The sequence below is a fragment of the Thiospirochaeta perfilievii genome (assembly GCF_008329945.1).
GTDB classification, from domain to species: Bacteria; Spirochaetota; Spirochaetia; order DSM-2461; family DSM-2461; genus Thiospirochaeta; species Thiospirochaeta perfilievii.
Window position 1 is genome coordinate 1,284,453 of the sequence record NZ_CP035807.1, and the last position, 15,434, is coordinate 1,299,886.

Genomic DNA, 15,434 nt, shown 5'->3' on the forward strand with positions numbered 1-15,434 from the left:
GTCTTTAATGTTTCTCTGTGACAACGTTGGGAAATATATCAATCTAAGAACTTTTAGTCAACAGAGAATAATATTTTAATATTTGTTTCCGATAAGACATATATATGCCATGTGATTGTAACCTAAGAAAAAGAATAACAAGAGATAAAATAACCCTAAATAAAAGGGATGTTTATCTAGACTACAACTCAACAACAAAACCTAACAATAGAGTTTTAGCCTCAATTGATCAGATAAACAGAAACTACTGGGGGAACCCTTCAGCACAGAACAGTAGAGGAGTAAATCTTTACAACTATATAAATGGTGAAATACATAAAGCAAAACTTGAGCTTGGATTAAATAATATGAAAATATATTTCGATACAAGTTCAACATCCTTGATACATAAAATTGGAAATATTGAAAAAAATGTAATTACCTCTAATATAGAGCATACCTCTCTACTTAAAGTTGCTAACAATACAGTCCAAGTTGACAATAGAGGACAACTGGATTTAAACAAGTTAGAATCAATATGTAAAAAACAATACCCTTCTTTAATTGTTTACTCTCCTGTAAACCATGAAACAGGAAATATACAGCCTATAGCCAAAATTTTCGAAATAGCAAAAAGATATAATATTAAGATCATACTTGATGCAGTACAGACTATAAATAGACTAGATAGAGAAAAATGGCTGCCTTATTGTGATGGATTTTATTTTAGTGGACACAAAATTCATGGAGTTCAAGGAGCTGCAACACTAATACTAAAGGATAGTTTTATTAATTTTAACTTAGATAATAGTCCTTTACCATTCTCTCTATACAGTGGAACTTTTAATTCTCCAGCAGTTATTGGCCTATTAACAGCGACACTAGATACATTAAAGAGCAGCAAAACAGTATTAAATGAGATAAGAGTACTTCAAAAAGAAGGGATAAATATTTTAGCAAAGTGTTCAAAAGATATAATCTTTGAGTCTGATATAAATAACTTAACAGGTGTCATAAATATATCCATTCCAATTGTTGATAAGATTGAAGATCTTCTTATGCATTTAAGCATAGAAGGAATTCAAGTTGGTAGACTCTCAGCCTGTAGTGGAGACATAAACAAGAAATCCTATGTTTTAACAGCTATGGGTAGAGATATAAAGAGGGCCTCAACCTCTATAAGGATATCCTTTGGTAGAGAATCAAAAAGAGATGATTTTTTTAGATTATCAGCAGCGCTTAAAAGCTTTATATCTTCCAATTTACCCTAAGGAATATTACAATGAATTATGAATCTAAAAACACCTACTATATTACTAATTATACTTACAATAGTTTCATGCAGTTTAGAATCCTCCTACCCTAAAGCTGACTGGACAATAATGTTCTATTTAGCAGATGATTATATCACTCTACCTTTAACAGCAGATATTGATGAATTAACATCAAAAGAGGTAGTTACTAAGAGTATTAGATTAGTTATTTTATATGACGGGCCTTTAAATGGGGATGGAACACTTACAGTTTTAGACTCGCCATTTATAACTAACTCAAGAAATATTGAACTATCATCAACAGCCATTAACATTAATTCAGAAAATGAATTAGATATGGCAAAAGAAGAGACACTTGAAAGCTATATTAAATATGTAAAAGATAAACTACCAGCAGATAATTACGGTCTATATTTTGGTAGCCACGGTACAGGATACAAAAGCTGGGTAGAGAGTGGCTTAGCAGTAGAAAATGGAGAAGACCAACTACTAACCCCTAAAGAGATAAGTAGTGCTATTAAAAATACAGGGGAGATGAGCATAGTGGTTTTTGATGCATGTAATATGGGAAACATCGAAACTCTTTACGAATTCAAAGAGACTAAAGTTGAATATATAATAGCATCCCCAGAATTAATCCCTGGCCCAGGGAATGACTATATAAACTTTATAAATGCTGTTTATCAAGCTCCAAACCTTACCCCTCAAAGTTTAGGGGAAACAACCTTAGAAGTTTATTATAACTACTATAAGGAGAACCCTACTATAAATAACAACCATAACGCTGAATCACTACAAAATTTATATAATGTGGGAGAAATAAAAAAAATAGTCGAGAGTAATGAGTTTAAAAATGAACTAACTACCCTGCTTAGTAAAAAAGATAATAATACTACAATGTTTGATTTCGAAGAGTATGATATATTTACAGAAACGCCAACAAAACCAAATTATTCTAATATATTGGATATACTAGATAATCAGTATATGTTTAATAATGCCATTACTAAGCCCCAAAACGGAGATTATCTCTGGTTATCAATATATACACCAACAATATATAACCCAGGATATGAAGATACAAAATTTGCCAACGAAACAGGTTGGAATGATATAGTTAAAAATCAGTAGGACTTTAGCTCTTTTACAACTCTATCAATTACACTATCTGGGGTAGAAGCTCCCGCTGTAACCCCTACAACTTCATACTTTTTTATCTCTTTTGGAATATCTGTATAATCTTCAATTAACCAAGTGGGAACAACATCTTCTACAGCCTTTTTAAGCCTCTTAGTATTGGAAGAGTTTAATCCACCAACAACAATTATAACATCAACTTCCTGTGCTAACTCAACTACTGCATCCTGCCTCTGCTTAGTTGCCCCACAAATAGTATTAAGAACCTCTAAGGTAGGACACTTTTGTCGTAAACTCACTTCGATCTTAGTAAATTCACCCTTACTAAATGTTGTTTGACTAATAAGGACTGTTTTTTCTGGTAGTACTAAATCTTTAAGATCCGATTCAGTACCAACAACAACTGAAGAGTTAGGAGCGTAACCAACAAGCCCTATAACTTCTCCATGGCCTTTATCCCCACAGATAACAATATAGTAGCCTCTTTCACTATAATCTCTAATCTTTTTTTGAGATGATTTTACTATTGGACAAGTTCCATCTAATATCTCACCACCACGTTTAATAAGACTCTCCTCTAATTGTGGTGTAACTCCATGGGCTCTTATTAATACTTTTTTATTATTTAACTCATCATCTTGAGATAAAAGCGAAACACCCTTATCTTCAAGGTCCTTAATAACACTGCTATTATGAATTATTGGCCCCTCCATAAAGATGTCTTTACCATTAACAGACTCAAGTTCCTTATATATTAAATCTACAGCCTTTTTTACTCCACCACAAAAGCCAAGGGTACTAGCTAACTTAACCCTCATAATCACCTACAATTACCCTATCAGAATCGTTATATTTAAATCCCTTTAAATCGTCTAAGGAGTTAACAACGATAACTCTTTGGGAATGAAACAGTGGAACACTTTCTAAAAAACCATATACAGCTTTTAAGTTTTGATTATCGACACCTAAACGGGATATATCGTAATAATTTAGCTTAGTGGTTAAAGGAGAACCACTAAAGTACCCATTAAAATCAAATCCACCAATTATTTTGGTGTTTTTATAGCTATAATTAGATAACATATCTTCCATCTCAGGTTTTAAATCAGCACATCCGTATGGGTAGGCAATCGTATTAATCAAACTTACTCTATCCCCAACATAGGACTCTAATATTCTATAAAACTCATCTATCTCCCATTTAAAATCAGCTACACTACTATCCTTAGTTACAGGGTGAGTTGTTGTATGTATCCCAATTTCAAAATTATCTAATAAATAGTTAAACTTTCTTTCAATAATAGGAATTCCACGATAATACTCTCCTGTTGCTTCTCTACCACCTGTTTGCCTAAAGGGAATCCCATTAAATGAGACATAAAATGTAAAATTACGTTTACCTTGTTCCAATGGCAAATATCTATTTAATAGACCTACCATACTCTTAGAATCTATCTGCGGCTCACCTAAAGTTTTATCAATCTCCCCATTTACTATATCCTCTGTAGTTGTTTTATATATAAAATTACCCTCAGATGCATCGTCAGAGCCTAATACAATAGGCTTAAAACCTGTAGGAACTTTTGAAAAATCTCTATTTATAAAATCTTTATCACTAATTACATAAAAATTATTGCTATTTAAATAGCTTAAAAACGATTCAAACCCATCAGAGGTAATCTCATATCTAGCTTTAGTACCAATTTTATGAAAACACAACACAGGAACTTTCCCACTATCCTTTTTTGTATAAACAGAGATATCTCCAATTACTTTTTTACTCCATACGTCACTATTTTCTAAATTATAATCTGTTGAAAATAGACTAAAAGATATAAGCATTAAAAATATATATAAAAATTTGTTCAAAATTTACTCCAAAAAAAAGTCGGCTATAATAGCCGACTTAATTATACTAAAATAAATCTATTTATCAACAGACAGTTTTGAAGAAGTCTCAAACTTTGCATGTCTATTTGAAGCAATTTTATTACCCCATGTAACAACAACACTACTTGCAACAAAGATTGAAGAGTAAGTACCAATTACAATTCCTACAATTAAACTTAATGCAAAATCTTTTATTTGACCATCAGCTAAAATAAAGATTGATGTAACAGCAATTAACGTTGTTAATGATGTGATAATAGTTCTACTTAACGACTCATTTAAACTTGTATTAACTTTTTCTTCAAATGAACCAGAAGACTCTTTAACATTCTCTCTTACTCTGTCAAAGATAACAATTGTATCATTTAGTGAGTAACCAATTATAGTTAAAACAGCAGCAATTGTTCCAGTACTAACCTCTAACCCAGTTACACCAATAAATGCAAGCAGAAATAGAACATCATGGAAAATAGCTACAATAGCAGAGAATGCATAGTTTAAATGGAATCTTATCCATACGTATGCTAAAATTAATAATAAAGCAAAGAAAGTTAAAAACAGAACTTCTTGAGTAAGATTAGAAGAGAAAGAACCACCAACAAACTCAGTACTTAAAATAGTAACTTTTGAAGAACCAAAGTTAGAATCTAAAGCAGTTTTAATACTAGAAGCTACTGCAGATTGGAAATTATCCTCCCCACTATCTTGAACTTTAACTACAAATCTATTTTCAATATCAGAGCCTACTCTTTGTACCTGAACACCTTTAATACCACTTAATGTGTCTAAAACTGAAACTCTTTCAATAACTTCTGAACTTGAAATTGCAATTTGTTGGTTTATACCTGCTTTAAAATCGATACCTAGATTAAATCCACCTTTTACAGTGAAAGTAAATATAAAACCTAGAATTATTAAAACGGTTGAGATAATACCAAAATATTTATATTTTGTGAAATTAAAATTTCTAGTCATTATTTTGTCCCCCATCCAATACTTATTTTCTTTTTACCAAGACCATGGGTTCCAACATCAAATAAGAATCTAGAAACAAACAGAGCTGTAAATAGTGAACTTACAATACCTATAGCTAATGTAACAGCAAACCCTTTTATAGGACCCTTACCAACTTGTGATAGGAATAGAGCAGCTATTAAAGTAGTAATATTTGCATCCATAATAGTCCAAAACGCTCTTCCAAATCCAGTTTTAATAGATTGAGCTCTAGATTTACCCTTAGCTATCTCTTCTTTAATTCTTTCGAAGATAATAACATTTGCATCCACAGCCATACCAACATTTAATATAAGACCAGCAATACTTGTCATTGTTAAAGTCATGTTAAATGTAGCTAGAACTGCAATAACAAAGAATAAGTTTAATAGAAGAGCAATGTTAGCGATTAAACCTGCACCCTTATAGTATATAAACATAAATATCATTACTGCTAAAAAACCATATAATATAGAGTAAAGACCTTTAGTAATTGTATCTTGACCTAATTGAGCTCCAACTTGCTGCATATTAATAACTTCTAACTCTACAGGTAGAGCAGCTGTTCTTAATATTAAAGCTAAGTTATTCGCTTCCTCAGTGTTAAAACCAGTTACAACAACTTGGCTTCTAATTGAGTCATTTATAGTTGCCACAGATTTTACTTTATCATCCATAACTACAGCCATAGGTTCTTTAATGTGAGCAGTTGTAAAGTCGAAGAAAATATCTCCACCCTCAGAATCTAACTCAAAGTTTACCTTAGTACCACCTGTCATACTATCTCTATACACACCAGCAGATTTAATATGAGTTCCAGATAGTCCTGGCTCTTTTTCTAAAACAACATAGTCCTGAAATTGATCAATACCATAACGATCCTCAGCATATCTACCAAGAGCTATATAATCATCACCAATTATCTCTGGTGCATTAATATGACCATTTTTATTCCAAAATGCTTTTAACTCTGCTGTTTTTTCATTATTAACAATGTGAAAGTTTAATCGACCCTTACCTTTTAGGAAAGTATCAACAGCTGCAGGATCATAGTCACCTGGGATTTCAATTAATATTTGATCTTCACCCTGTTTTCTGATATTTGGTTCTGTTAAACCAAACTCATCAATACGGTTATTTAAAATCTCTAAAGATCTATTTACAGCATCAGATATTTCTAAGTCAGTTAATTCGTTTTCAGTTTTAAACGTACCATCTTCTTTCTCAATTTTAATAGAAGATTTATCAACTTGAATAACAACACTCATACCACCAGCTAAATCAAGACCAGCTTTTAGAATCTTATTCTTAAGATCTTTATTATCAAAAACAATACCACTATAGTAAGTTTCAAAAGCTGAACGTAGGTTAACTAAACTGTTAACAGAATCTGCACTATCTTTAAATGCGTTTAAAACAACACTTAATGTCCATGATTCCGGCTCCTTAACGCCCGCCTCTTTATACTTTTCTTTAGCAGCTTCTACTAAAAAGGAATATTCAGCAGGGACATCACCATTAGGGTTAGCTTTTACTAACTCTATAACTGCATTAGCACCCTCAGTTGCTTTAACTTGTGATTTCTCTCTAATCCCTTCTTTAGACTCATTTGCAAATGCTCTATCTTCTTCAGAAAGAGATCTGTACCATGTGTATGTAGGTTTAAGTGTTAATAAACCTAATACAACTAAAGCAAGAATTAGGAGTAATTTGAATCTTTTATTCATCTACTTCTCCAGGTAATTTATATATTATTTTTCTTCTTTTACTTCTTTTTTATCTTTATTTTCTGCTTCAGTACTAGGATTTGATACTGTACTAATAGCAGATTTTAAAAAGTCAATTTTAGTAGTTCCATCAACTCGAACAGTTACAATATCATCTTTAACATTGTCAACTGTTCCTCTGATTCCACCAATTGTTGTAATCTTATCCCCTTTTTTTACTGCAGCTAACATAGCCTTAGTCTCTTTTTGTTTTTTACTTTGGGGTCTCATAATTAAAAAGTAGAAAATCAAAATCATTATTAATAGTGGTGCAAACGCCATAAGACCTCCACCCTGTGCTGAAGTTGCTCCCTCAGGTGCAGCTAATAATAATGGTAATTTCATAAAAATGTTCATCGTTTTTTCCTTTTGATATTATTTTATATTAGATTTAAAGACGTTTAACCTTAGTAATTTTATCTGGGACAGAGTATACACCAAAAAGTCTCATAATCTGCATCTCAGAATGATAGTTAGATCCACTTATCTTGTTGTAGGTATCCATTAAATACTTAATACCATCTTTATCATCATTCATAAGAGAAGCACATAACGCAGGTTTAAATAAACCCTTATCAACTAGCTCCTTAACAGAAAGACCTTTTCCTGCCATTTCTGTTTGTTTGTTTACAATAGATTCATCGCCATTGTAACCAACTGTAAACATAAAATCATCTTGTTTCATTCTTTAACCTCTACAATGTAAAGAGAGTTTAACAGCAAAAAAGTAAAAAGTATAGAAAAATCTTCATCTTTTTTGCTGTACTATAATGGGTGTTATAGACTTCTAAGCCTACATCATGCCACCCATACCTCCCATTCCACCCATACCTTGAGGTTGAGCAGCTGAGTTTTCCTCAGGGATATCTGTTATTGCACACTCAGTTGTTAACAATAATCCTGCAATAGAAGCTGCATTTTGTAGAGCTGTTCTAGTTACTTTTGCAGGATCTAGAATTCCTGCAGAAACCATATCTACATAGACCATTTTATCAGCATTAAAACCAACGCCTCTTTTCTCATTTTTAACTTTTTCTGCAACAACAGCACCATCTAGTCCTGCATTTGCAGCAATCTGCCTTACAGGTTCTTCAATTGCTCGTCTAGCTATTTTAAAACCAACCTTTTCTTCTTCTGTAAAATCACTAAGGTCAGCTTTTTCTAATAAAACACTTATTTGAGCTAAAGTTGTACCACCACCAGGTATAATACCCTCTTCAATAGCAGCTCTTGTAGCAGATAAAGCATCTTCGACCCTATCCTTTTTCTCTTTAAGTTCAACTTCTGTAGCAGCTCCAACATTTATTACTGCAACTCCACCAGCTAATTTTGCAAGTCTCTCTTGTAGTTTTTCTCTATCATAATCAGAAGAAGTATCATCTATTTGGTTCTTGATCTGACCGATTCTCTCATTTATAGCAGTTTCATCACCAGCACCAGAAACAATTACAGTCTCATCCTTAGAGATTGTAACTTTAGCAGCTGTACCTAGTTGCTCTAACTCTGTTCCCTCTAATTTTAGACCTATCTCTTCAGATATAACTTCACCTGCGGTTAATATTGCGATGTCTTCCAACATAGCCTTTCTTCTATCACCAAACCCAGGAGCTTTAACTGCACAAACATTTAACGCACCTCTTAAAGAGTTAACAACAAGGGCTGCTAACGCTTCACCCTCTACATCTTCAGCTATAATTAGTAGGGATTTTCCGGCTCCAGCAACTTTTTCAAGTAGTGGTAATAGATCCTTCATATTAGATATCTTTTTATCAAAAACCAGGATGTAAGGGTGTTCCATTACTGTAGTCATTGTATCCCTATCAGTAGCAAAGTAAGGTGATAGATAACCTCTATCAAACTGCATTCCTTCAACAAAGTCAGTTGTAGTTTCAAATGTTTTTGACTCTTCAACAGTAATTACACCATCTTTTCCAACTTTCTCTAGAGCTGCAGCAATTTCATCACCAATCTCCCTGTCATTATTTGCAGAAATAGTTGCAACTTGAGCAATCTCTTCCTTCTCTTTAATATCTTTTGCTAGATTAGCTATCTCATTAACTGCTAAAACAACAGCCTTATCAATACCTCTTTTTAGACCCATAGGATTGATACCAGCAGCGACACTTTTAAGCCCCTCTTTTACAATTCCGTAAGCGAGAACAGTTGCTGTAGTTGTTCCATCCCCTGCAACATCGTTAGTTTTTGTAGAAACCTCTTTAACTAACTGAGCACCCATATTTTCAAATGGATCATCAAGTTCAATCTCTTTTGCAACAGTAACTCCATCTTTTGTAACTAAAGGTGCACCAAACTTTTTATCAATTAAAACGTTTCGACCCTTTGGCCCTAAAGTTACCTTTACTGCATCTGATAGTTTTTCAACACCTATTAATAGGCTCTTTCTTGCCTGTTCATCAAATTGCAACTGTTTTGCCATTTTATATATTCTCCTATTATTATGAATATTTATTTTAATATAAAATACTAATTGATTATTCAATAATCAAGTTTTTTTTAATATCAATTGTATTTGACTAAATAAACTCTCCGCTTAGATAGCTGCTTGAATCCCCTGATTCACTAATTATAATAACCTTTCCCTGATCATCTAAGCCCTGTAAGACACCTTCTACTATGTTATTATTATCAGGATTACCCACAGAAAATCGAACTTCTTCCCCCTGTCTATATAAAGAGCTGTTAAGCTCACTAAGCCAAGTTGAGGATCTAAGAGTTTCATAGAATGTATTAAGAAATTTTGTTAGTACCATCTCCAGGTTATACCCATTATTACTTATTTTTGAGAGAGACGTAGTATTATCCTCTATATCTTTATCAAAAACTAACTGATTAACATTTATTCCAACTCCAACTAATATATACCCCTTTGAAGAGTGGCATAAAATACCAGATATTTTTTTCCCATTAACAAGTACATCGTTTGGCCATTTAACCTTAGCATCAGCTCCGGTAAGTTCTTTAATAACCTTAGACAGGGCTAAGCCAGCTTTTAAAGGTGTGCAACCAAAGCCTTTACCAATGGTATCTCTATCTAATACAAGTGTAAAAGTTAGGTTTTGATAGGGTGATGATTCCCATTTTCGGCCAGAAACTCTCCCTATTCCATTAGTCTGATTATCAGTAATAAATAGGGACCCATCAATATTTTTTTCATCAATTGTTTCTGAGGCGTCTGCCATAGTGGATCTTGTAGACTCTTTATAATATGTAAGTCCTCCAAATGGATTTTCAATCTTCTTTAAATTCATATAGTTATTAAACAACAGTAGGACTTTTTTTTCAAGCTGATAGAAGAGTTTCCGGAGGATTCTCTTGAAGAGTTTCCGGAGGATTCTCTTGAAGAGTTTCCGGAGGATTCTCTTGAAGAGTTTCCGGAGGATTCTCTTGAAGAGTTAAATTGGAATTACTCTATAGATGTTTTCTAGCAGCTCCACTATATAGGAACGCTCTCAACCCTCAAACTCTCCTTGTTCAGATAAAACTTTACCTTCTTTTTATCCTCTGTTAGGCTGTATTTTACTCCACAAATAGTTATTATATTACCAGCAAAAATTGTTCCACTAACACTAACTGTAGCATCAGGGTACTTATAGAGACTCTTCTTTTTCTCTTCAAGTTCTGCAGAACCCCTGGATATAACGCTCTCAATCTGCTTAATTAGATCTAATTTTTTATCTGTCTTTCTATACTCAGGAAGTTTATTTAACTTCCCTAACTTCTCTTTTAAAACCTCAACTCTTTGTGAGATAGAGTCTATAGCTCTTTTATCTATATAGGAAAAGCCAATTTCAATTTCAGAGTTAGGACTTCCATCCTTACCTATATTTTTAGCAATGACCCCAAGTTCAGAGTGAACAGAACTACTAACTAGAGAACCATTCTCTCCTAAATCCAATCTTCCTAGGGTAAATACTTTTGAGTTCATTATATTTTTTTCAACTTCAATTCCACTTTTTGACTCAACATGGCAGTTCTCAATAAACCGAGCAGTTATCTTCCCACCAACTCTTACCATCGCTTCTTTACGGCCAATAATACCCTTATCAACAACTAGATTCTTTCTACAAAGAATATCTGTGGCATCAACATTACTTTTGCAATACAAAGATCCACCAGCAGCAACCTTAAACCCATCTTTTATTTCGCCCTCAATAATAACATCCTTATTAAAGGATATATTTCCAGTGCTATAGTCTACATTATGCTCTATATGTAAAACATCATTTATATGGATATCCCTATCCTCGGAAACTTCATAACGACCACTAATTGCAGCGTATAAATTCCCCTTTAATTCTGCTGTATTTCTACCATTTGAAAACTGTATTATTTTCTTTTTTTTAAATGGAATTATCTTTTTTTTAACACTAAGGCCATTAACACCCGGACGACCGTTATCTCTACGAGCAATTAATTCACCTTTTTTAACCATAATAAATTTTGAAACTTCATGGTAATCTATTTGTCCACTTCCAAGATCTAGACCCATAGCATTTTTAAAAAACTTCTCTTCTAAGTTCCAATGGGCTGGAACTTCGGAAACAGGTTTAGTACCTGTGGCAATTTTAACTCCAGTACGGACCTTTTTACTGCTGTTACAGTAGTCAATAGTAGAATTAATCAAGTCCCAATCCAAGCCTTCAGTAATTTCAGCCTCAGCAAGAGCACTTTTTACATACAAAATACTTAACTCAGCTCCCTCTCCTACAGCTGGGATAAAATCAGCATAGGCCTTAAAGTCGTCTTCGGATAGTGTTATTTTTAACTCACAGTTACTCATAAGAAAATTATCGGCAAACTTTAATAAAATAAAAACTTTTTTTGAAAGTTTACCATTGAAATTAGGTGAAAATTTATTCATAATGAATGTATAAATATACAAAACAGTAAATAAAGGATAATAAATTGACATCTAGACACGATAGGTTAAAAATAATTCAAGGCATAATTGAAACAAACTCAATAACAAGCCAAGAGCAGTTACTAGGTATATTAAAGGATAATAATGTTAATGTTACCCAGGCAACTCTATCAAGAGACCTAAAAATGTTAAAAGTAGGAAAGGTCTCAGATGGTGCAAAGGGGTATATATACACTCTTCCATCTATTCTAAACCTAAAAGAGTCGGAACAACAATATATAAACGATTTTCTTAGAGGTTTTTTATCAATAGCATTCTCAAACAATATCTGTGTAATAAAAACCCTCCCGGGTCATGCCAACAGTACGGCTGCTGCAATTGACAATCTACTTTTTGATGAAGTTATTGGTTCCATAGCTGGGGATGACACAATAATGGTTATTTTAAGTGATGAATATCCAAAAGAGGATTTCATTAGTAGTTTAAATAGTAAAATAGAAGGTCTGGAGTTATAAGATGAAAGCAGCAATTTTAGGTTCAACAGGTTATACGGGTTTAGTTCTACTAAGATTTCTACTAGACCATCCAGAAATAGACGAGATAATTCCGGTATCATCTTCATCAGTGGGTCTATCTATTACAGAGTATGACCCGGGGATTTTTTCAAAAAGTTTATTAACAAAGGTTAAAGACGGTCTCTTAAAATCTGTAGATGATGCAAAACTAGCAAAACCTGATGTTGTTTTTGCAGCCTTACCCCACCTAAAATCTGCGGAAATATGCTCAGATTTTTTTGGAGATTCAGTTATAATAGATCTATCAGCAGATTTTAGAATAGAAGATGCAGAACTTTTTGAAAAGGCCTATGGGGAGAAACACCCAAACCCTAAATTACAAAAAGAGGCTGTTTATGGACTTAGTGAGTGGTATAAGGATAAAATAAAAAATGCCCAATTAATCGCTAATCCAGGTTGCTATCCAACAGCATCACTTCTACCCCTACTTCCCTTAGTAAAAGAGGGTATTATAACAAATGATATTGTAATAAATGCGCTATCTGGAATTTCCGGAGCAGGACGAAGTGCAAAACCTAACTCTCTATTTGTAAAAAGGAATGAAAACGCCAATGCCTATAACATTGGAACTAAACATAGACACCAGATAGAGATAAAAAAAGAGTTAGATTTTATTGATAATTACAATACCAAGGTAATATTTAACCCACACCTTATACCCCTAAGCAGGGGAATGGTAGTAACGACAGTTGCGAAACTACAAAAAGAAGTAACAGATTCTAAAATATTAGAGATTTATACTAAATATTACGGAAATTCGGAATTTGTAAATATATTAAAAAACTCCCTACCTGAGTCTGGGAGTACAATAAACTCTAACAGGTGTGATATTAGTTGGCAATTAGAGGATAATTCAATAATTTTGTGCTCAACAATTGATAACCTGGTAAAGGGTGCATCGGGACAAGCAGTTCAAAACATGAATATTAGGTTTGGGTTTAAAGAGTCCTTAGGCCTCTCTTTAAACGGAGAACTTTAATGAAAGAGACTCTATTAATAAAAACCGGTGGAAAGGTAGCAGTTGAAGGTTTAGAGCTAACAAGTCTTATACAAGAGATTAAAACACTAAAGAGTAACTACAATTTTATACTGGTTCATGGAGGGGGAGCTGAAGTAACAGCTGCTTCAAAAATTTATGGATATAAAACAGAGTTTGTTAACGGGGTAAGAATGACCTCTAAATTGGAGATGTTACTAGTTGATGGAGTCCTTGCTGGAACAGTAAATAAAAGATTAGTTAGAAACTTTGAGTCCCAAGGAGTTAAGGCTGTTGGGTTATCTGGTAACGATGGAAAGTTATTTACCGGGGTAACAAAGGATTCAAGTAAAAATAACAGAACTGGAAAAGTTACAAAAACCGACACTAACCTAATAAAAATATTATTAGAAAACAGTTACACACCAATAGTCTCCTCTGTATCAATGGAAGAGAGCGGAGAACCGTTAAATATTAATGCGGATGAAGCTGCCCTTGCAATCTCAGAGGATTTAAAGGTTGATAAACTAATATTTATCTCTGACATCCCTGGGATTCTAAAGGACGGGGAAATTTTACATGAAATGACCCCAACCTCTATTTCTAAGGAGATAGAAGAAGGTGTAATTTCCGGAGGGATGATTCCAAAGGTCGATGCATCTGTAAAAGCCCTTAATAAGGGAGTAAAAAGCGTTGTAATAAGCAACTATCTTAAAAGTGGTGACTTATTAAAACTTATAGAAAACAGTAAAGGTTCAAAAATTACCTTAGAAAAGGAGTGTTTATGAGTCCATTTGTAAATAAACCACCATACCCAAACAATTATGGTAGTGATTTTTTAGTTCTAGATAGAGGGGAAGGTTGTTACATCTTTGATAAAAAAGGCAATAAGTACCTGGATTTTGGCTCAGGGATATCTGTAAATGCCCTTGGTTACGGTAGAGAAGATTTAGCAGATATTGCATATAAACAGATGAAAAAATTGATCCATACCTCCAATCTATACGCTACTGAGCCAGCTTTAGAATTGGCGACTAAACTGTGTAAGACTGGGAACTTTGCCGCTGTTCATTTTGGAAACAGTGGAACAGAGGCAAATGAAGCTGCATTTAAATATGCTAGAGCCTATAGCCAAAGGGTAAAGGGAGAAGGAAACTATAAGATTCTCTCCTTTAGTAATGCTTTCCATGGAAGAACCTTTGGAACTATGTCAGCAACGCCTAAGGAGAAATATAAGGCACCATTTTATCCACTAGTTCCTGGGTTTGAAACTGCAGAGTATAACAGTGTTGATGACCTTAAAAAGATATTGGATAGTAGTTTTGCTGCTGTTATTGTAGAACCTCTTCAGGGAGAGGGGGGACTAGACTCCCTAACTAAAGAGTTCTGTGAAGCTCTCCATGAGATATGTTTAGCAAAGGATATATTAATCATCTCCGATGAAGTTCAAACAGGTTTTGGACGAACTGGAGAGTTATATGGATATGAAACCTTTGGGCTTAAACCAGATATTATTACTCTATCCAAACCTTTAGCAGGAGGATTACCCCTTAGTGCGACTCTAATTCCTAAAAAAGTCAATGATCTAATTAAAATTGGAGAGCATGGAACTACATTTGGTGGAGGGCCTGTAACTACAGCAGTAGCCCTAAAAGTGATGAGTATTATTAATGACAAGGAGTTTCTTGACAACATAAAAGAGTTAAGTAGCTACTTTAAATCAGGTTTAGAGGATATTATTATTAGTTGTAGTAGTGCGTTAAAGGTAAAAGGAGAAGGACTTCTTCTTGGGCTTCAACTAGCAAACCCCAACTTGATTCCTACAGTTATAAATAAATGTAGGGAGAGTGGATTATTAATATTAAGGACGGGAAGCGACTCTTTAAGATTTGCCCCTCCTTTAAATATAACAAAAGAAGAGATTAAAACTGGCCTTGATATATTAAAAAAGGCACTTTAGGA

General features: G+C 33.6%; 15 protein-coding genes. 6 read left to right on the forward strand and 9 right to left on the reverse strand.

The genetic code is table 11. The features are described 5' to 3' along the window. The first annotated feature begins 104 nt into the window (after positions 1-104). Both EW093_RS05870 and EW093_RS05875 read left to right on the forward strand, forming a co-directional pair. On the forward strand, positions 105-1,250 hold the full coding sequence (locus tag EW093_RS05870) for an aminotransferase class V-fold PLP-dependent enzyme (protein ID WP_149567492.1): 1,146 nt from the start codon (positions 105-107) through the stop codon (positions 1,248-1,250). A gap of 18 nt (positions 1,251-1,268) precedes the next feature. Next, entirely contained in the window at positions 1,269-2,384 is a 1,116-nt protein-coding gene (locus tag EW093_RS05875) for a clostripain-related cysteine peptidase (RefSeq protein WP_149567493.1), read from the forward strand. Here the strand turns inward: EW093_RS05875 and ispH are convergent. From ispH to EW093_RS05920, 9 genes are all read right to left on the reverse strand, one after another. Beyond that, positions 2,378-3,208 carry a 4-hydroxy-3-methylbut-2-enyl diphosphate reductase gene (ispH, locus tag EW093_RS05880; RefSeq protein ID WP_149567494.1) on the reverse strand — a complete coding sequence of 277 codons (831 nt, stop codon included), beginning with the start codon at positions 3,206-3,208 and terminating at the stop codon, positions 2,378-2,380. The two genes, EW093_RS05875 and ispH, sit on opposite strands and share 7 nt — an antisense overlap. Beyond that, positions 3,198-4,259, reverse strand: a complete 1,062-nt coding sequence (locus EW093_RS05885) for a polysaccharide deacetylase family protein (protein ID WP_149567495.1) — start codon at positions 4,257-4,259, stop codon at positions 3,198-3,200. The genes ispH and EW093_RS05885 overlap by 11 nt, the downstream gene beginning before the upstream one ends. Positions 4,260-4,316: 57 nt before the next feature. Further along, a complete protein-coding gene (gene secF, locus EW093_RS05890) occupies positions 4,317-5,255 on the reverse strand; it encodes a protein translocase subunit SecF (protein ID WP_187759853.1) in 939 nt (312 codons plus the stop codon). Beyond that, positions 5,255-7,000, reverse strand: a complete 1,746-nt coding sequence (secD, locus tag EW093_RS05895; protein WP_149567497.1) for a protein translocase subunit SecD — start codon at positions 6,998-7,000, stop codon at positions 5,255-5,257. The genes secF and secD overlap by 1 nt, the downstream gene beginning before the upstream one ends. Positions 7,001-7,024: 24 nt before the next feature. Then, positions 7,025-7,396: a preprotein translocase subunit YajC gene (gene yajC / locus EW093_RS05900; protein ID WP_149567498.1), complete on the reverse strand. Its 372-nt coding sequence runs from the start codon at positions 7,394-7,396 to the stop codon at positions 7,025-7,027. A 34-nt stretch (positions 7,397-7,430) separates the two neighbouring features. Further along, positions 7,431-7,724 carry a hypothetical protein gene (locus EW093_RS05905; RefSeq protein WP_149567499.1) on the reverse strand — a complete coding sequence of 98 codons (294 nt, stop codon included), beginning with the start codon at positions 7,722-7,724 and terminating at the stop codon, positions 7,431-7,433. Positions 7,725-7,832: 108 nt separating this feature from the next. Next, positions 7,833-9,476 (reverse strand): chaperonin GroEL, encoded by a 1,644-nt coding sequence (gene groL / locus EW093_RS05910; RefSeq protein WP_149567500.1) that lies wholly within the window; start codon positions 9,474-9,476, stop codon positions 7,833-7,835. Positions 9,477-9,573: 97 nt separating this feature from the next. After that, the gene (locus tag EW093_RS05915; protein WP_149567501.1) at positions 9,574-10,308 is read right to left on the reverse strand and encodes a biotin--[acetyl-CoA-carboxylase] ligase; all 735 of its coding nucleotides are present in this window, start codon (positions 10,306-10,308) and stop codon (positions 9,574-9,576) included. 185 nt (positions 10,309-10,493) lie between these two features. Beyond that, a complete protein-coding gene (locus EW093_RS05920; protein ID WP_187759854.1) occupies positions 10,494-11,921 on the reverse strand; it encodes a flagellar assembly protein A in 1,428 nt (475 codons plus the stop codon). 44 nt (positions 11,922-11,965) lie between these two features. On the opposite strand from EW093_RS05920, the gene EW093_RS05925 reads away from it, so the two are divergent. The 4 genes from EW093_RS05925 to EW093_RS05940 are packed head-to-tail and all read left to right on the forward strand — an operon-like array spanning position 11,966 to position 15,432. Then, positions 11,966-12,436: an arginine repressor gene (locus EW093_RS05925; protein ID WP_149567503.1), complete on the forward strand. Its 471-nt coding sequence runs from the start codon at positions 11,966-11,968 to the stop codon at positions 12,434-12,436. A gap of 1 nt (position 12,437) precedes the next feature. Further along, positions 12,438-13,475 (forward strand): N-acetyl-gamma-glutamyl-phosphate reductase, encoded by a 1,038-nt coding sequence (gene argC, locus EW093_RS05930; RefSeq protein ID WP_149567504.1) that lies wholly within the window; start codon positions 12,438-12,440, stop codon positions 13,473-13,475. Continuing rightward, positions 13,475-14,260 (forward strand): acetylglutamate kinase, encoded by a 786-nt coding sequence (gene argB, locus EW093_RS05935; RefSeq protein ID WP_149567505.1) that lies wholly within the window; start codon positions 13,475-13,477, stop codon positions 14,258-14,260. The genes argC and argB overlap by 1 nt, the downstream gene beginning before the upstream one ends. After that, the gene (locus EW093_RS05940) at positions 14,257-15,432 is read left to right on the forward strand and encodes an aspartate aminotransferase family protein (protein WP_149567506.1); all 1,176 of its coding nucleotides are present in this window, start codon (positions 14,257-14,259) and stop codon (positions 15,430-15,432) included. The genes argB and EW093_RS05940 overlap by 4 nt, the downstream gene beginning before the upstream one ends. Positions 15,433-15,434 lie beyond the last annotated feature (2 nt).